This window comes from Kitasatospora sp. NPDC058444 (assembly GCF_042721415.1).
In the GTDB taxonomy this organism is placed as follows: Bacteria; Actinomycetota; Actinomycetes; order Streptomycetales; family Streptomycetaceae; genus Kitasatospora.
In genome coordinates, this window is sequence record NZ_JBHXLL010000026.1 from 80861 (window position 1) to 99258 (window position 18398).

At 71.4% G+C, this 18398-nt stretch carries 12 protein-coding genes and 1 pseudogene; 9 read left to right on the plus strand and 4 right to left on the minus strand.

Going from position 1 to position 18398, the window contains the following annotated elements; genetic code table 11:
* Positions 1–9: 9 nt before the first annotated feature.
* Complete coding sequence (locus ACFWP2_RS25330) at positions 10–3978, plus strand: beta-N-acetylglucosaminidase domain-containing protein (RefSeq protein ID WP_380455228.1); 3969 nt, start codon at positions 10–12, stop codon at positions 3976–3978.
* A gap of 367 nt (positions 3979–4345) precedes the next feature.
* On the opposite strand, the pseudogene ACFWP2_RS25335 reads toward ACFWP2_RS25330, so the two are convergent.
* Positions 4346–4855, minus strand: a pseudogene (locus ACFWP2_RS25335) (HNH endonuclease); the annotation flags it as partial.
* Positions 4856–5432: 577 nt separating this feature from the next.
* Between ACFWP2_RS25335 and ACFWP2_RS25340 the strand changes: the two are divergent.
* The gene (locus tag ACFWP2_RS25340) at positions 5433–6527 is read left to right on the plus strand and encodes a mechanosensitive ion channel family protein (RefSeq protein ID WP_380455288.1); all 1095 of its coding nucleotides are present in this window, start codon (positions 5433–5435) and stop codon (positions 6525–6527) included.
* A gap of 116 nt (positions 6528–6643) precedes the next feature.
* Here ACFWP2_RS25340 and ACFWP2_RS25345 read toward each other — a convergent pair whose 3' ends face one another.
* From ACFWP2_RS25345 to ACFWP2_RS25355, 3 genes are all read right to left on the minus strand, one after another.
* Positions 6644–7909: a tetratricopeptide repeat protein gene (locus tag ACFWP2_RS25345; RefSeq protein WP_380455230.1), complete on the minus strand. Its 1266-nt coding sequence runs from the start codon at positions 7907–7909 to the stop codon at positions 6644–6646.
* 25 nt (positions 7910–7934) lie between these two features.
* Entirely contained in the window at positions 7935–8870 is a 936-nt protein-coding gene (locus ACFWP2_RS25350) for a hypothetical protein (RefSeq protein WP_380455232.1), read from the minus strand.
* A gap of 112 nt (positions 8871–8982) precedes the next feature.
* Complete coding sequence (locus ACFWP2_RS25355; RefSeq protein WP_380455234.1) at positions 8983–9159, minus strand: hypothetical protein; 177 nt, start codon at positions 9157–9159, stop codon at positions 8983–8985.
* 488 nt (positions 9160–9647) lie between these two features.
* Between ACFWP2_RS25355 and ACFWP2_RS25360 the strand changes: the two genes are divergently transcribed.
* The 7 genes from ACFWP2_RS25360 (at position 9648) to ACFWP2_RS25390 (ending at position 18393) form a co-directional block, all read left to right on the plus strand.
* Positions 9648–10886 carry a hypothetical protein gene (locus ACFWP2_RS25360; protein ID WP_380455236.1) on the plus strand — a complete coding sequence of 413 codons (1239 nt, stop codon included), beginning with the start codon at positions 9648–9650 and terminating at the stop codon, positions 10884–10886.
* 10 nt (positions 10887–10896) lie between these two features.
* On the plus strand, positions 10897–11430 hold the full coding sequence (locus ACFWP2_RS25365) for a GNAT family N-acetyltransferase (RefSeq protein ID WP_380455238.1): 534 nt from the start codon (positions 10897–10899) through the stop codon (positions 11428–11430).
* A 957-nt stretch (positions 11431–12387) separates the two neighbouring features.
* Positions 12388–13578, plus strand: a complete 1191-nt coding sequence (locus tag ACFWP2_RS25370; RefSeq protein WP_380455240.1) for an ROK family transcriptional regulator — start codon at positions 12388–12390, stop codon at positions 13576–13578.
* Positions 13579–13750: 172 nt separating this feature from the next.
* The gene (locus ACFWP2_RS25375; RefSeq protein ID WP_380455242.1) at positions 13751–15106 is read left to right on the plus strand and encodes an ABC transporter substrate-binding protein; all 1356 of its coding nucleotides are present in this window, start codon (positions 13751–13753) and stop codon (positions 15104–15106) included.
* 25 nt (positions 15107–15131) lie between these two features.
* Positions 15132–16148 (plus strand): carbohydrate ABC transporter permease, encoded by a 1017-nt coding sequence (locus ACFWP2_RS25380; protein WP_380455244.1) that lies wholly within the window; start codon positions 15132–15134, stop codon positions 16146–16148.
* Positions 16149–16168: 20 nt separating this feature from the next.
* Positions 16169–17104, plus strand: coding sequence for a carbohydrate ABC transporter permease (locus tag ACFWP2_RS25385; protein WP_380455246.1), 936 nt, complete (start codon positions 16169–16171; stop codon positions 17102–17104).
* Positions 17105–17112: 8 nt separating this feature from the next.
* Positions 17113–18393: a 6-phospho-beta-glucosidase gene (locus tag ACFWP2_RS25390; RefSeq protein WP_380455290.1), complete on the plus strand. Its 1281-nt coding sequence runs from the start codon at positions 17113–17115 to the stop codon at positions 18391–18393.
* Positions 18394–18398: the final 5 nt, after the last annotated feature.

Sequence of the window (18398 nt, forward strand, 5' to 3'; positions counted from 1 at the left end):
GAGGCTCCTGTGCAAGCCCGAGTGTCCGTTGCGGCCGGGCGGCGGCTGCGGTCGCAGTTGGAGCAGAGTCCGGCGTTGCGGGAGGTGCTGCAGCACCCCGCGGCGGTGGTGGCGCGGCGGGCGACGGCGCGGACGTGCCGTCAGCTGGCGCCGCGGACGGCGGACCGGCTGATCGCCGACCTCAAGGGGACGGAGCCGCTGCTGGCGTCGGTGCGGGAGGAGCGGGCGGAGCGCGCGGAGCACGGCGCGGGGCGGCCGGGGCGGCGGACGATGCAGATCGCGGCCGGGGTCGCGGCCGCGGCGGTGGTCGGCGGGCTGCTGGCCGGCCCGCTGCCGTCGGCGGCGTACGCGGCGGCCTCGGTGAGCTCGACGGCGGACGTGGCGAGCGCCGCGCCGCAGACGCCGCTGGGCAGCGTGACCGACCCGAAGGTGTTCCCGAAGCCGCAGCAGCAGACCGTGGCGGGCAAGCCCGTCACGGTGCCGTCGGCCGTGACGCTGGTGACCGCGCCCAAGGTGGACCAGGGCGCGGTGCGGGCCGTCCGGGAGGTGCTGGACGTCGCCGGGGCGGGCGAGGTGACGCCGCAGCCGGACGGTGGGACGCCGGCCGCCGGTTCGCTGGTGGTGTACGTCGGCGGGCCCGCCGAGGACGCCGGCGGCGAGGTGGACCGGATACTGCGGCAGCTGTCCGCGGCGGCCGGCGGCAAGGACGGCACCGGGCCGACGACCGCCGGGATGCCGGTCGGCGGGTACGTGCTGTCGGCCGGTCAGCTGCCCGCCCAGGGCGGCGGGACGTATGGCGCCCTGGTGCTGGCCGGCGTGGACGCCACCGGCACCTTCTACGCCGCCCAGAGCCTGCGTCAGCTGCTCGCCGCCGTACCGGCCGGGCAGGGGCAGGCGCCCGGTGCGGCCGGGCTCGGCCTGCCCGGGATCACCCTGCGGGACTGGCCGTCCGGCACGCCGGTGCGCGGCACCGCGGAGGGCTTCTACGGCACCCCGTGGACCGCCCAGCAGCGCCTGGAGCAGGTCGACTTCCTGGGCCGCTCCAAGCAGAACTTCTACCTCTACGCCCCCGGCGACGACCCGTACCGGCTCTCGCGCTGGCGCAGCGCCTACCCCGCGGCCCAGGCCGAGGAGCTGCGCGAACTGGGCTTCCGGGCGCGGCAGAACCACGTCGTGCTCGGCTACGCGATCGACCCGGGGCAGTCCTTCTGCTTCAGCTCCGGCAAGGACGTGGACGCGCTGGTGAAGAAGCTGGACGGGCTGCGCGGCCTCGGCTTCACCGCCTTCCAGCTGCAGTTCCTGGACGTCAGCTACGACGAGTGGCACTGCGACGACGACCGCGACGAGTACGGCACCGGGCCCGCCGCGGCCGCCAAGGCGCAGGCCGCGCTGGTGAAGAAGGTGCAGGACCGGCTGATAGCGAAGAACCCGGGCCTGGCGCCGCTGTCCGTCGTCCCCACCGAGTACCACCAGCAGGGCTCCACCCCGTACCGCAAGGCGCTGGCGGCGGCGCTGCCGGAGGGCGTGCAGGTGGCCTGGAGCGGGGTCGGGGTGATCCCGGAGAAGATCACCGGCGCCCAGGCCTCGGACACCGCCGGGCTGTACGGGCGCCCGCTGCTCACCATGGACAACTACCCGGTCAACGACGCCACCCCGGACCGGCTCTTCCTCGGCGCCTACACCGGGCGCGACCCGGAGCTGGCCACCCGCTCGGCGGCGCTGCTGACCGGCGCGATGCAGCAGCCGGTGGCCTCCCGGATCGCCGTCTCGACGGCCGGCGACTTCGCCTGGAACCCGGCCGGGTACAAGCCGGAGGAGTCCTGGCAGGCCGCCGTGCGCTCGCTGGCCGGGCCGACCGGCGCCGCCCCGACGCCCGCCGGATCGGCGCTGCCCGCGGTCCTCGCGCTGGCCGGGAACAGCACCTCCTCGCCGCTGTCCAAGCAGGAGTCCGGCTATCTGACGCCGCTGCTGGACCGCTTCTGGGCGGCCGCCGAGCCCACCTCCGGCGCCACCCCCGACCTCGCCCGGCTGATCGAGGCCGCCGCCCCGCTGCGGGACGCCTTCGCCACCATGGCCACCGCCCGGCAGACCCTGGCCGGCACCCCGGCCACCGCCCAGCTGGCCGGCGAGGCCGCGCCCTGGCTGGGCCCGCTGCGCGACTACGGGCTGGCCGGGCAGGCCGCCCTCGACATGCTGCTCGCCCAGCACGGCGGCGACGGCACGGCGGCCTGGAAGGCCCGGGTCGAGCTCAACCGGCTGCGCGAGCAGCTGGACCGGGCCCCGGCCACCATCGGCGCCGGGGTGCTCGGCCCGTTCCTGGACCGTGCCGTGCGCGCCGCCGACAACTGGTCGGGCGTGGGCGGCGGCGCGCTCACCCCGACCACCACCCTGGGCACCGCGCAGGACCACCTGCCCGCGCTGATGACCGACGGCGTGGCCGACACCTTCTACTGGAGCTCCGCTCCCCCGCAGCCCGGCGACGCGGTCGGCCTGGACCTCGGCGCGGGCCGCCCGGTCAGCGGCGTGACCGTGCTGATGGGCGGCTGGGGCGACGGCCCGGACGCCCGGACCGCCGTGGACGACTACATCCGCGACGGCGTGCTCGAGTACTCCACCGGCGAGGGCGGCTGGAAGCAGCTCGCCGTGGTGAAGAACCAGAAGACGGTCAGCGCCCAGCTCCCGCCGGGCACCGTGGTACGGGCGGTGCGGCTGCGGGCCACCGCCGCGCAGAAGACCGCCGTCGCGGTGCGCGAGTTCACCGTCACCGCCCCGGAGGACTCCCCGGCCAGCGTCAGCGGCGGCCCCGACGCGGCGCCCGGCTCCTCCGCCGCCGCCGTGCTGGACGGCAACCCGGACACCGCGTACCGGGCCGCCAAGGCGCCGACCGCGCTGGACGAGCCGCTCGTCGTCGAACTCGGCGCGGCCCGCCCGCTGGACCGGCTCACCGTGCTGACCGACCCGGCCGTCCGCGCCACCGCCACCGTCGCGGTGCGCCGGGCCGACGGCACCTGGACCGACATCGGCATCGTGCAACCCGGCTACAACGAGCTGCCGGCCGGCGGGCAGGCCGCCGACGCGTTCCGGCTGACCTGGAAGCCCGGCGGCGACCCCCCGGTGGTCAACCAGGTCATCCCCTGGTACGCGGACGCCCCGGCGGCCCGGCTCAGCCTCTCCGACCCGGCCCTGGACGTGGTCACCGGCGCCGCCGCCCCGGTCACCACCCGGGCCACCGTGGAGGCCGGCCGCCCCGAGGGCACCACCGGCGAGCTGCGCACCGAGGTGCCGGCCGCCGCGAAGGGCCTGACCGTGACCCCGGCCGGCCCGGTCACCGTGCCGCGCGGCGGCCGGGTGGGCGTGCCGCTGCTGGTCGGCGCCACCGCGGAGACCCCGTCCGGGACGTACCGGGTGCCGGTGCAGTTCGTGGCCGGCGGCACCACCGTCCGGCAGGTGCTCCAGGTGCACGTGGTGCCGCCCACCGGCGGTCCGGACCTGGCGGCCGGCGCGAAGGCCACCTCCTCGGGCGACGAGACGGCGAACTTCCCGGCCTCGGCCGTCACCGACGGCGATCCGAAGACCCGCTGGTCCTCGCCGGCCAAGGACGACGCCTGGGTGCGGCTGGAGCTGCCCCAGGCGACCCGGCTGGGCGCGGCGGTGCTGCACTGGCAGGCCGCGTACGCCGCCTCGTACCGGATCCAGGTCTCGGCGGACGGGAACACCTGGACCGACGCCGCGACGGTGGACAACGGCAAGGGCGGCGACGAGACGGTGCGCTTCGACGCGCCCGGGGTCCGGTACGTCCGGGTCCAGGGCGTGGCACGGGCGACCAAGTACGGCTACTCGCTGTGGGGTGTCGAGCTGTACGCCGTGACCCCGCCGGCCGCGCCGCAGCCCCCGGCCGGGCAGCCCGCCCAGCCCGGCGGCGCGCCCGTCCAGCCCGGCGCGCCCGCGGCTCCCCCGGCGACGGCGGCCAAGCCGTAGCGGGCCGGCCGTCGGGGCGCACCCGGCGGCGGCCAAGCGGTGGCGGCCCAAGCGGTGGCGGCCAAGCGGCGGTGGCCAAGCGGTGGCGGCCCAAGCGGTGGCGGCCAAGCCGTGGCGGGCCGGCCCCGCGCGGGAACGCGGCGGGCCGCCGGCTCCCCGCTGCGGGGGGCTCGGCGGCCCATGAGGCGCGTACCGACGGTATGACGGGCGGGCCCTTGTGGAGCTGCGGTCAGGCGGAGAGCGGTTCGGGCTGCTCGCCGCGGCGGACGGGGGCGGGGTGGGCGGGGTGCGCCCGGCCGAGCGGGACGGGGTGGACCGGCTGCTCGGTATGGTCGTGGTGCTCGTACTCGCCCCACTGCGGGGCGCGCAGCTGGTCCGCGCCGCCGTAGGGCTCCAGGTAGGGCCGCCACCGCGGGTCCTTGATCCCGGTGCCGATGATGCGCCAGGCCAGGCCGCTGGGCGGCGCGGGTGGTCGCTTCATCCGCCAGCCGAGCTCGGTGAGGTGACGGTCGGCCTTGGTGTGGTTGCAGCGGCGGCAGGCCGCCACCACGTTGTCCCACCGGTGCTGGCCACCGCGGCTGCGCGGGATGACGTGGTCGACGCTGGTGGCGGCGGCCCCGCAGTAGACGCAGCGGCCGTGGTCGCGGGCGAACAGCGCCCGGCGGGTGAGCGGGACGGGCCCGCAGAACGGGACCCGCACGAAGCGGGTCAGTCGGACGACGGACGGCGCCGGAAGGGCGCTGGTGGCGCTGTGCAGAGTGACTTCCGAGTCCTCCAGGCTGACCGCCTTGTGGTTGAGGACCAGGATGAGTGCGCGGCGCATCGATACGACGCCGAGTGGCTCGTAGGACGCGTTGAGGACCAGGACATGCGGCACGGATGCCTCCTTGGACGCCTGCGGCGCGTGGCTCGCGCCGGGACGAGCGGTTGGACCGCGCCACGCGTGCGCGATCTCCCCCAGTGTCGCCTTACGCCTTTGTACGGCGCCACCACTCCTGTGTAACTGACCTGACGAGAACTCCGGGTGTGCTCTCTGTCATAGCCGGTATGCCCGGGGGAAGCTCGGGTTGCACCCGGGTGGCGGTGCGTGGCGCCCCGGTGACCCTGCCGGGTGGCCCTCCGGGGGCACGGTTCGGCCGTCCGGAGCAGTGCCCCGACTGCCCCGACGGGCCTCGGAGCCCGGGGGCGGGGGAGCGTACGGGGGCGTTGACGGGGCGTTCGGGAGGCTTCGTGCGCCTGCGGGCACGTTCGCGGGAGGTTCCCGGCCGGTCCGGGCGGGCATGCGGCGGCGGATAGGCTAACGCTCACGGTCCGCGGGCCGCTCATCGGCGGTGCGGGCCCGCCACGCACCCAGCAAGGAAGGCCCGCACGTGTTCAGCTCCGGTGCCACCGGTCCGTCCGACGCGTCCTCGGCGCTCGCCACCCCGACGCCGGCTCCCAGCCCCACCGCGCAGCTGCCCGAGCTCGACCTGCGGATCCCGACCAGCGCGCAGGAGGTCTCGGAGACCACCCGGCAGGCCGCCAGCTGGTTCGACACCCACTGGCAGGGCTGGCTGGCCTCCGGGCTGCGGATCGTCTTCATCATCATGCTGGCCCTGGTGCTGCGGGCCGTGGTGCGCAAGCTCATCACCCAGCTGATAGGGCGGATGGCGCGCACCTCCGAGCACCAGGAGGAGAGCCGACTGGGCGGGCTGCTGGCCAACACCGGGGTGGTGAACACGGAGCGGCGCCAGCAGCGCTCGGAGGCGATCGGCTCGGTGCTGCGCAGCGTGGCCTCCTTCAGCATCCTGGGCACGGCGGCGCTGATGGTGCTCTCCGCGCTGGGGGTCAACCTGGCGCCGCTGCTGGCGAGCGCCGGTGTGGCCGGTGTGGCGATCGGTTTCGGCGCCCGCAACCTGGTCACGGACTTCCTCTCCGGGGTCTTCATGATCATGGAGGACCAGTACGGCGTCGGCGACGAGATCGACACCGGGGTGGCCACCGGCACCGTGCTGGAGGTCGGCCTGCGGGTGACCAAGCTGCGCGGGGCGAACGGCGAGATCTGGTACATCCGCAACGGCGAGGTGAAGCGGATCGCCAACATGAGCCAGGGCTGGGCGACCGCCTCGGTGGACGTGCAGGTCGGGTACAAGGAGGACCTGGTCCGGGTCGAGGACCTGATCCTGGCGACGGCCGAGGCGATGGCCAAGGAGGCGCCGTACGACGAGCTGATCTGGGCCCCGGTGTCGATCCTGGGCGTGGAGTCCGTCGCCTCGGACTCGGTGGTGGTGCGGATCGAGGCCCGGACCGCCCCCGGCAAGGCCTTCTCCGTCTCCCGGGCGCTGCGCCAGCGGCTGAAGGCGGCCTTCGACGAGGCCGGGATCAAGGTCAAGGAGGAGACCCCGGCGGCGGCCGCCGCCGCGGCGGCGGCGTCAGCGGCGACCGGCGTGGTGATCGCGCCCTCACCGGTGCCGGCCGCCGAGCAGGGCGCACCCTCCGCACTCGCCGACCCGAACTCGGCGCGCTTCAAGGCGACGGAGCCGATCCCGGCCGCGAAGCCGGAGCCGTAGGACACCCTCCCGCCAAGCCGACGAAAGCCCCGCTCCCGCCCCGGTGGTTCCCAGCGGCAACCACGGAACAGGGGCGGGGCGCAGCCGGCGATCGACGGCGGCGGGGCACAGGGGTGTCAGGTCGGCTGAACACGCCTTCCCCGCCGAGGGACCGGCGGGAGGTTGGTGAACGCGCGAAGAGCCCGATCACGGGCGCGGAAGCCGAAGCTGATGAGGGTGACGCCCTCTCCCGCACTGAGCGGCGTCCGACCGTGCGGTGTGAGCCCGCCGTCGAAGACGACGCAGTCACCTGCGGCAAGTTCGCATTCGTGATAGCCGTCGGGGGTGATGAAGACGGTGGTGCTGGCCCTGAACAGGTCGCCAGGGCGCTCGTGCTTGAGGCACAGGATCAGATTGGCCTCACCGAAACCGAACTCGTCCACGTGGAAGTCGAGGAACTGCCCTTCCTCGTAGCCGATGTAAACGCCGGTGTGCGGCTGCTCGACTTCCAGGCCGGTGGACCGCTCTACGACTGCGGCGAGATCGATCTGCGCGGCGAACCGGTTCGCGGCGTCGCCGACGGGCGCGTTCCACTTGCCGTTGTGAAGGTATCCGTCAGCGGTGACGGCTTTCTCGGCCTCCTCTGCCATGGCGGCGATCAGCTCAACGGGAAACGACTGATCACGCAGGTGGCGCGGGTGCACGTGCTGGTGTGCGGCGAGCCCGCGCACAGGGTCCCGGAGGGTGAGGAAGTCCTCTTCCCACCGGGCCGGCGTCTTGGCTGTGGTGTGGGACTGGAGCCATGAGGTCCACTGACCGCTCCACTGACTAGGTGCCCCGCTGCCTGCCGACGATGCGTCGGCCTGGCCGATCAGCATCTCCACCCGGGCGAGTGCGGCCTGCGTGGACTCGACCAGCCCGGCGTCCCCCTTGGCGATCCGCAGCCGCATGGCTTCTTGGAGATGGACCTGGGCATCCGCGAGGTCGCCGCGCTCCATCAGGTGCTTGCCGGTGTGCTGGAGTGCGAAGTCCAGGAGCTCCGGGTGCCGGCCTCGTGCGTCGGACAGGGCGCTGCGGTAGAGCGCGTCCGCGGTCTGTACGTCGCCGGCGTAGCGGTACGCGTCGGCGAGGTTGAGCCCGGTGGCGACGACGGCCCGGGTGTTGCCCGTCTCCGCGGCGAGGTCCAGCGACCGCCGAAGGAACATATGGGCGTCCTCGTGGCGGCCCAGGCACATCTGGCCGATGCCGATCCACCTGGTCAGGACCCGAGTACGAGCGGGATCGCTCCCTTCGGGCAGGCCCCGCAGTTCCTCGCGGAGCCTGCCGACCGCGGAGGCCAGCTCGTTGCGGTCGGTGGGGACCATCCGCAGGTTGTCGTCGTGGGTGATGAGGTGATCCAGCACGTGACCCTCCGTCGTTCGGTTGCGCTCAGCGTGCCTGCAACCGGTCGGTCTGGTGGCGCAGACCGGCCAGCAGCTCCACCCCGTGGCGGGTGAAGTGCTCACGCAGGAGTTCGAGTTCGCGCATGAGGTAGCGGACGGCCGGCAAGCCCTCGTCGTAGGCGCTCTGGAAGCTCGCGCGCTCGTCGGGGGTGAGGTCGTCGCGGCGCAGTTCGGTCTGGCGGAAGCGCAGCAGCTGGTTGTAGACGCAGGTCGCGTGGAAGGCCCGGTCGATCTCCCAGTACTGGTTGCGGTCCTCTCCCTGACCGGCCCGCCACCTGATCTCGATCTTGGGAGAGGTCTTGGAGGAGTACCCGTCAGCGAAGACCTGGTGCTGGAGGACGTGGAAACTGATCGACTGGTGGGTGCCCTCATGCAGGATGTTCTCTGCCAGGTAGAGGCAGGAGGGGCGTTCGCTGACGGTGTTCGGGGGGATGTGGCGGGAAGCCTTGTCGGAGAACGTGATGACGTACGGGAGCGCCGGGTCGCTGGAGCTAGTCAGCGACGAGATGCGGATGCCGGGCCTGAGGCCCACCCACAGCAGCCCCCGGACGAATTCGCGCACGCGGGCGAACCCCTCGGGGTGAACCAGCGACAGGCGATCCAGGGCCTGCGTCAGCACCGCGCGACGCTCGTCCGTGTGCTGGACGACCTCGTAGCCCGTCAGGTTGATCTCGCTGGCGATCTCACCGGAAAGCTCGGCGTCGAACCAGTCGAAGGTGGCTCCGGCCACGGTCACGGGTTCACCGCGAAGAGAACGGGCGTGCTCCGCATACGGGGTGCCCGACTTCACCAGGCGCTCCATCAGGGCGAACGGCAAAGCCGACTCGGCACCCTCCTCGCGGAGCCGGGTCAGCACCGGGTCCTTCCGATCGAGGTCGAAGAAGGAGCCGGCCGGGACGCGGGCGGCGATGGCGGTCTTCAATGCGGACTCTCCTTGGTTGGGGTGGGTGAGACGCCGAGCAGCGGGTCGGCTCGAATGATCAGCCACGCCGACCCGCCTCGTGCCGTTAACCGGCATCCGTTCGGAACTGCGGTCAGACTTCGACACCCACCGGGGCGAAGTCGCCGTCCGGGATCGAGTGGTCCAGGCGGCGGGTCAGGGACTCGACGCCCGTCTCCGGGGTGAAGTCGTCGTCCGGGACCGAGTGGTCCAGGCGGCGGGTCAGGTTGGTGACCTCCGGGTCACTGGGCTGGATGATGGCGGTGCTCACGTGCCTCTCCAATCGACTTGCTCTGCTCCCCCGGTTACGGGTGCGCATCTTGTGGGGTGGTGCGGCCCGGCCCGTCAGACCCTTTTCGACGAGCCGGGGCTTTGGGGCGCCCAGGCGCGAGTGCCGGCCGGAAGCAGCCGGAGGCGATGAGCGCCGCTGCCGCTACTCGCTCTTCGGCTTGTCGCCGTTGTGGTCGCCCGACCCGTTGCTGGTGCCGTTCTTGTCGTCCATGCCGTTGCACTCCTTCCGAATCACCGCTGAGAAGCCCGGGGTGGTGGGCTGCCGAAGGCCAGCCTGCACAGCCAGGAAACCCCCAAAGAGACAGCCATCCCCGAGCGACAGTGAGTAGTCGCATCGTCACTCCGACGAGCAGGGACCAGTTGACCGCCAGGGCGAGATCAACGGCTGATGACCGGCGGACTTTTCGGCGGACTTTTCCATGCGCAAGCCCATGCGCGGCCAGCAGTCGGCGAGTTACCGTCTGTGAGGTGGAGACCCAATTCACGCGCCTGTGTGCCGAGTTCGGCTGGAGTAGCCCGACCCGATTCAAACAGGTGTACGCCGCGACGGCCCGCAAGCTCGGAGAGGACGAAGAGGTCAGCAGCCGCCAGTACCACCGTTGGCGTCAGCCGCTACCACCATGCCCTCACCCGGCACGCCAACGGGTTCTCGAAGCGATGTTGGGTATCCCGCTGGAGCAGACGGGTTTCACCGTTCCACTACACCGTCGATCAGGACCACCACCCACGCCCCGAGAAGAGCCAGAAGACGTGAACCGCCGATCCTTCATCGCCCTGGCCGGCGGTGCCGCCGTGTCCGCCAAGCTAGCGCCGCCGCGAATCAGTGCCGAGACCGTCATGGACCTGCGGGCCGGACTCACTGCCTTGTACGGGCTGGACGACCGGTTCGGCGGTGCGACAGTCGGCCCCCTCGCTCAGGCTCACCTCGCTCGGGTCGAACGGCTTATCGCCACCAAGAGCTACCCGGGAACGATCGGCCGCCAGCTCCGACTGGTCGCGGGGGAGACCGCGGAACACGTGGCGTGGCTGGCCTTCGACGCCGGCGACAACGTCCAGGCCAAGAAGCATTGGAAGCACGCGCTTACCCGAGCCGAGGAGTTACAGGACAACTCGCTCGCCGTAGTGGTGATGGCGTCCATGGCACTGATGAGCCTTCGAGAACGCGAGCCTGGTATCGCGCTCGATCTCACCCGCGCCGCACACTCCAAGGCAGCGCCATGGGCGCCCCCCTCGCTGATGTCCATCCTGATGACTCGGGAGGCCCGCGCTTACGCGATGATGGGCAACCCTGTCAGTGCCCGATCGACCTTGGCGCAGGCGACTCGCGCCTTCGAGCAAGAACGCAACGAGCGGCCGGTGCCCGACTGGGCAGTGTTCCACGGGCCGGCGGAGTTGGCGCTGGCGCAGGCATCCCTCTTCACGGAGTCGGGGCACCACAAGGCGGCCGTGGACTGGCTGCGGCGCTCGCTCCAACACCAGGAGACGAACTACGCGCGGAACGAGGCACTACTGCGGTTCAGTCTCGCCGGAGCCCTCGCGCAAGCAGGCGAGGCCGAGGAGTCGGCCCACGAACTCACCTCGGGAGCCGTCCTGTTGACCGAGGTGTCGTCGGGCCGGGCGCGCACATCGATGGAGGAGGCACACGCCCACCTGAAGCGCTTGAATCCCTCTCTGGCCGCTGCCAGCACCGCCCACCTGATCGCCTAGAAGGAGAATTGTGCAGACGCCCGTCTTCGAGACCCTCACCGATCCGGATGCCGCCGCCCGGGCGCTGGACGAGATGGCACCGTTGTACAGGCAGGTGTTCGCGGAGCCGCCGTACCTCGAGGGGCCCGACGACCTGGCCGGGTTCCTGGAGGGCTATGAGTCGTTCCGGACGATGCCCGGTTTTCGACTGGTGCTGGCTCGCTCAGGTGCTGCTCTGGTCGGGTTCGCTTTTGGTGTCCTGCTCCAGTCGGACAGCCGTTGGTGGCATGGCCTCGGCCTGACCAAGGATTTCACCCACGAGGACGGGCACCGGACATTCGTGATCCGGGAAATTGCCGTGGTTCCGGAGCGGCGTCGGCGGGGGTTGGGCCGGAAGCTGCACGCGGCTGTACTCGCAGGGGCCGACGTGGAGCGTGTGACGCTTGCGGTCCGGCCCGAAGCGCAGGCTGCGATGAAGATGTACGAAGCCCTCGGCTATCGGGGCCTGGGCGACAAGCCCCCGGCCGAGGAAGGGGCCCCGGCGTACCGTTACATGGTCCGATAGCCCGCTACTCGGCCACGTGTTGCGATTGACCCACAGCCTTTTCGCCCTCTGCGCAGGAAGTCGGCCCGCCCGACTTCCTGCGCAGAACGCCAGATAATTCCGTCACCGCTTCGGCTGTGCCGAAGCGGTGACCGGCGACGCTTCGACCTTATCCGATGCCTTCTTTGGTGCCCGCTTCTCGGCGATTCCGAGAAGCGGGCACCAAAATTCCCACACCCTGCTTCTTTGTCCATGGTGGCCGTGGCGCCCCTCCTCGCCTGAGGAGGGGCGCCACGGCCACTATTTCTTTCGGCCCTTACTGGGGGTGGGCTGGTGTTGGCGACATGGACCGGTCACCGTGTTCTCTCAGATGATCAGTGGCGATTCCCCTTGACATGCCAGGGCATCCAAATTTTGCCATTTTCCGGTGTCGCCCCTCGGTGCACCGAGGGGTGACATCCGGACTCTTCTCTTTTTTTGCTTCAAGGGAGCGGCGGGACGTGCTGGACGGCCTCGGTAGCCAGCAGCCTTTCCATTGGCGGCGGCCTCCTTGCCAGAGGAGGCCGCCGCACTTTTTCCAGAAGCCGACTTGCCCTTTTGTACTGCCCTCCTCGTTGGGCGTTTCACCGGTGATGCTCCTCGGTGAGCCGAGAAGCATCACCACAGTTCCCGCCTTCTTTCATTCTTCATTTCATTGATCTACCACCCCTCCTGGGGCAAGCAGGAGTGAGTTTCCATTCTTGGCAGCCGGGTGGGTGCCGGCCCCGCTCCCGGTGTGCCGGGGGCGGGGCTTCGTGGTGTCCGGTAACGCTTCGGCATCCTCCGCGACGCCCACCATTGACACCCCGCCGACACGGCCCTTACGGTCCTTCCCAAGCGACTGGAAAGTTTCCTAACAGTTCGTCCGAAGCCCGCCCGCTTCCCGCGTCGGCGTCACCCGCGGACCGTGCGACCAGCCGAGAGAGGAGGATTCCGGGCATGACCAAGAGCACCGCCAAGGCCCCCCTCGCCGGCACTCCCAGCCTGCTGCGCGCCATCAACGACCGCGCGGCCCTCGAACTCCTGCTGGAGAACGGGCCGTTGTCACGCACCCAGATCGGCACCCTCACCGGGCTGTCCAAGCCGACCGCCTCCCAGCTGCTGGCCCGGCTGGAGGCGGCCGGGCTGGTGCTTCCGGTCGGCACCACGGCGGGCGGACCAGGCCCCAACGCCCGGCTGTACCAGGTGAATCCGGCCGCCGGGTACGTCGCCGGACTGGACGTCACCAACAGCGAGATCCGGGTCGCCGTCGCCGACATCACCGGCACCACGCTGGCCGAGCACACCGTGCCGACCAAGGGCGTCCCGGCCGCCGGGACGGTGCCGGCCGTCGCCGCCGCGGTGGCCGCGGCCGTCCGGGCCGCCGGCCTGCCCGAGGGCGTCCTGCGCACCGTCGCGATCGGGGTCGGCGGTGCCCCCGACCCGGTCACCGGCAAGCTGCGCTACGCCTCCCACCTGCCGGGCTGGCACTCGCCGCGGCTGGTCGAGGAGCTGACCGAGGCGATCGGCGCGCCGGTGTCGATCGAGAACGACGTGAACCTGGCCGCCGTCGCCGAGCGCTCCTCGGGCGCCGCGGCCGGCTTCGAGGACTTCGTCCTGCTCTGGGCCGGGGCGGGGGTCGGCGCGGCGATCGTGATCGGCGGGCGGCTGCACCGCGGCTTCACGGGTGGCGCCGGTGAGGTCGGCTACATGCCGCTGCCCGACTCGCCGGTCGAGTGGGACGCCCGCCGCCGCAAGTTCGGCGGGTTCCAGGCCCTGGTCGGCGCACCCGCCGTCCGGGCCCTGGCCCGTGAGCACGGGCTCGGCGCGGCCACCGCGCAGGAGTCCATCGCCAAGGCGCTGGCCACCGCCGGTGCCGGCGACGCCTTCCTCGCCGAGCTCGCCGGGCGGCTGGCCGTCGGGCTGGCGGTGATCGTCGCCGTCGTCGACCCCCAGCTGGTGGTCCTCTCCGGCGTGGTGCCGAGCGCGGGCGGCGAGCGGCTGCGCGCCCTGGTCGAGGACGAGTTGGCGCGGGTCTCCATCGCCCGCCCGGAGGTCCGCAGCACGGCCCTGTCCGGCTCACCGGTGCTGCTCGGCGCCCTGCAACGCGCCCTGTCCGACGCCCGCGAGGCGGTCTTCTCCACTCACTGACGCCGCCCACTGACGCCACCCACTGGAACCAACCACTGGCACCAACCACTGACGCCACCACCCACTGACGCTCCCCCTGTCACCTCGCCACCTGCACCCACCTCTCCCCAACCCCCGAACGCGGGACCCGAGGCAACGAGGCCTGCCCGCGCACCCCCAGGAGGATCCCGAAGTGCACGCCACCACCTCCCGCAGAGGCCGCCGCACCGTGGCCGCCGTCGCCGGCAGCGCCGTCCTGGCCCTGCTCGCCTCCGCCTGCACCGGCTCCAGCGACTCGGGCGGCACCGACGATTCGGCCAGTGGCAAGGACGTCACCATCACCTTCTGGCACGGCTGGAGCCAGGAGAACGAGATCAAGGCGATCAACGACAACATCGCCGCCTTCGAGAAGACCCACCCCAACATCCACGTCAAGGCCGTGGACAGCCTCGCGGACGACAAGGTGAACCAGGCCCTGCGGGCCGGCGGGCCCGACGCGCCGGACGTGGTCTCCTCCTTCACCACCAACAACGTCGGCATGTTCTGCTCGACCAAGGCCTTCGTCGACCTCAAGCCGATGCTCCAGAAGAGCGGCATCGACCCGGCCAAGACCTTCCCGGCGACGATGCTCGACTACACCCAGTTCCAGGGCAACCAGTGCTCGCTGCCGCTGCTCGGCGACGCGTACGGCCTGTACTACAACAAGAAGGCCTTCGCCGACGCCGGCATCGCCAACCCGCCGAAGACCTTCAGCGAGTTCGCCGAGGACGCCGCCAGGCTGACCCTCGCGGACGGTGACTCGTACAAGCAGCTCGGCTTCATGCCGCTGTACCACGGCTACGAGTCCACCACCGAGCACTTCCTCGGCCAGTACGGCCCGAGCTACTTCGGCTCCGACGGCAAGTCGAACGTCGCCACCGACCCGAAGGTCTCCGCGATGTTGAAGTGGCAGAAGGGCCTGGTCGACCAGCTCGGCGGCTACGCGAAGCTGGAGAAGTACCGCGCGACCTTCGGCGAGGAGTTCAGCGCCAAGAACCCGTTCCACACCGGCCAGGTCGCGATGATCCTCGACGGCGAGTGGCGCACCGCCTCGCTCGCCAAGGACAAGCCCGACTTCGAGTGGGCGACGGCCGCCTTCCCCGTCCCGGACGACCAGGCCGACACCTACGGCCGCGGCTACCAGACCGGCACCATCGTCGGCATCGCCAGCACCAGCAAGAAGCAGGCCGCCGCCTGGGAGTTCGTCAAGTACCTGACCACGGACACCGACGCGGTGGTCAACTTCGCGAACGGGATCCACAACGTGCCGAGCACCTTCGCCGCGCTCGACTCGCCGAAGCTGGTGAGCGACCGGAACTTCAAGACCTTCCTGGACGTCGCCAAGAACGCCCACTCGGGCACCACCCCGTCGGCCGTCAACGGCAGCGCCTACATCACCACCCTGCAGAACCTCGGCTACGACTACGAGTCCGGCAAGCAGGCCGACCTCCAGGCGGGCCTGGCCGCCACGGCCAAGCAGATCGACACCGACATCGCCCAGGCCAAGTAGCCCGGGAACGGTCCACGGAGCTCCCATGTCACTCGCGTTCGGCACCCGCAAGGGGAACAGCGACAAGGCCGACGCGGGACCGACCGGCCCGGCGGCGCCCGCCACGCAGCACCTGCTGCGTCGCAAGCGCCGCCGGGAGGCGGCCCGCACCCTCGCCTTCCTCTCCCCCTGGCTGATCGGGTTCGGCCTCTTCTTCGCCTACCCGCTGATCTCCACCGTCTACTTCTCCTTCACCTCCTACAACGGCTTCGGCGCCCCCACGTTCAGCGGCCTGAAGAACTGGGACTACGTCTTCAACCAGCTGCCGGCCTTCTGGCAGGGCCTGCGCAACACCCTGTGGCTGGTCGTCGTGATGGTGAGCCTGCGGGTCGCGTTCGGCCTGGGCATCGGGATGCTCATCACCAAGGTCAAGACCGGCGCGGGCTTCTTCCGCACCGCCTTCTACCTGCCGTACCTGGCCCCGCCGGTGGCCGCCACCGTCGCCTTCGCCTTCCTGTTCAACCCCGGCACCGGCCCGGTCAACCACCTGCTCGGGGAGCTCGGCCTGCCGCAGCCCGGCTGGTTCGCCTCCGAGGACTGGTCCAAGCCCGCGCTCAGCCTGCTCGCGATGTGGGGCATCGGCGACCTGATGGTCATCTTCATGGCCTCGCTGCTGGACGTCCCGAGGGAGCAGTACGAGGCGGCCGAACTGGACGGCGCCGGCCCGTTCCAGCGGTTCCGGTACGTCACCCTGCCCAACATCTCGCCGATCATCATGTTCGCGGTGGTGACCGGGGTGATCCAGACCATGCAGTACTACACCCAGGCGATCGTCGCCGGGAAGGTCGCCAGCGGCATCGCGGGCGGCTCCGGCCAGCCGTTCGAGCCCGGTTACCCGGGCGGCTCCACCTGGACCCTGCCGCAGATGGTCTACAACCTCGGCTTCCAGCGCTTCAACTACGGCGCGGCCTGCGTCGTCGCCCTGGTGCTGTTCGCCATCTCGATGGCCGTCACCTCGATCCTGCTCCGCCGCCGGTCCGGCTTCATGGCGAGCGACGACTAGCGGCCTGTGAGGACCTGATCATGACTCTTGGCAACACGCTCACCGAGGCCCCGGCCACGGCCGGCACCTCCCGCTCCTCCCGCTCCTCCCGTCCCGCCCGCCCCGGCGGCCCCGCCGCCCGGGCCGCCCGGCGCCGCGCGGCGCTCAACTGGGTGGCCGTGCACGCGCTGGCCATCGCCGCCGCGTTGTTCTTCCTGCTGCCCTTCGTCTTCGTCTTCCTCACCTCGGTGATGTCGGACCAGCAGGCGCTCACCACCGACTACTGGCCGACCAGCTGGAACTGGGGCAACTACGGCAAGGTCTGGGACACCCCCGGCTTCCTCACCTGGTGGCGCAACACCCTGCTGTACGCAGCGCTCGGCACCCTGCTGACCGTCGTCTCCAGCCTCCCGGTGGCGTACGCGCTCGCCAAGTTCCGCTTCCGGGGCCGCAACCTGGCGCTGATGGCGGTGATCGCGATGATGATGCTGCCGCCGCAGGTCACCGTCATCCCGATGTACCTGTTCTGGGCCAAGCAGATGGGCATGAGCGGCTCGCTCTGGCCGCTGATCATCCCGATGGCCTTCGGCGACGCCTTCTCCATCTTCCTGCTGCGCCAGTTCCTGATGACCATCCCCAGGGAGTACATCGAGGCCGCCCGGATGGACGGCTGCGGCGACCTGCGCACCCTGCTGCGGGTGGTCCTGCCGATGGCCAAGCCGGCCATCGCGGCGGTCGCGCTGTTCCAGTTCTTCTACTGCTGGAACGACTACTTCGGCCCGCAGATCTACGCCAGCAACAACCACGGGGCCTGGACGCTCAGTTACGGCCTGGAGTCCTTCAAGGCCGCCCACCACACCAACTGGAACCTCACCATGGCCGCCACCCTGCTGGTGATGGCCCCGGTGATCGTCCTCTTCTTCTTCGCTCAGAAGGCCTTCATCGAAGGCGTGACACTGACAGGGGTCAAGGGCTGATGTCCGCACTGAAGTTGGCAATCGTCGGCGGGGGTTCCACGTACACCCCGGAGCTGATCGACGGCTTCGCCCGGCTGCGCGACACCCTGCCGATCGGCGAGCTGGTGCTGATCGACCCGGCCGCCGAGCGCCTGGAGCTGATCGGCGGCCTCGCCCGGCGGATCTTCGCCCGGCAGGGCCACTCCGCCACCGTCACGGTGACCACGGACCTGGTGGCGGGCGTCGCGGACGCCGACGCCGTGCTGCTCCAGCTGCGGGTCGGCGGGCAGGCGGCGCGCAACCAGGACGAGACCTGGCCGCTGGAGTGCGGCTGTGTCGGGCAGGAGACCACCGGCGCCGGCGGCCTCGCCAAGGCGCTGCGCACCGTCCCGGTGGTGCTGGACATCGCCGAGCAGGTGCGCCGGACCAACCCCGACGCCTGGATCGTGGACTTCACCAACCCGGTCGGCATCGTCACCCGGGCCCTGCAGGACGCCGGCCACAAGGCCGTCGGGCTGTGCAACGTCGCGATCGGCTTCCAGCGCAAGTTCGCCGGGCACCTGGGTGTGGACCCGGAGCTGGTCCGGCTCGACCACGTCGGGCTTAACCACCTGACCTGGGAGCGCGGGGTGACCCTGCTGGACGCCCCCGGCGCCGCCGGCGGGCGCGAGGTGCTCCCGGAGCTGCTGTCCTCGCACGGCAAGGAGATCGCCGAGGACCTGCACCTGCCGCAGGCCGTCATCGAGCGGCTCGGCGTGGTGCCGTCCTACTACCTGCGGTACTTCTACCAGCACGACGCGGTGGTGGCGGAGCTGAGGGAGCAGGGCTCGCGGGCCGCCCAGGTGGCCGAGATCGAGCGTCAGCTGCTGGAGCTGTACGCCGACCCGGCCCTGGACACCAAGCCCGAGCTGCTCGGCAAGCGCGGCGGCGCGTTCTACTCGGAGGCGGCCGTCCAGCTGATCTCCGCCCTGCTCGGCACCGGCGGCGGGACGTCCGTGCAGGTGGTGAACACCCGCAACGACGGCGTGCTGCCCTTCCTGCCGGACGACGCCGTCATCGAGGTCCCGGCCGAGGTGGACGCGCGGGGCGTGCGCCCGCTGCCGCAGCGGCCCGTCGAGCCGCTGTACGCCGGCCTGATCGCCGCCGTCACCTCGTACGAGCACCTCGCCCTCGACGCCGCCCTGCGCGGCGGCCGCGACCGGGTCTTCGACGCCCTGCTCGCGCACCCGCTGGTCGGCCAGATCGAACTCGCCGACCAGCTCACGGACCGCCTGCTCGCCCACAACCGCGAGCACCTCGCCTGGGCCTGATCCGG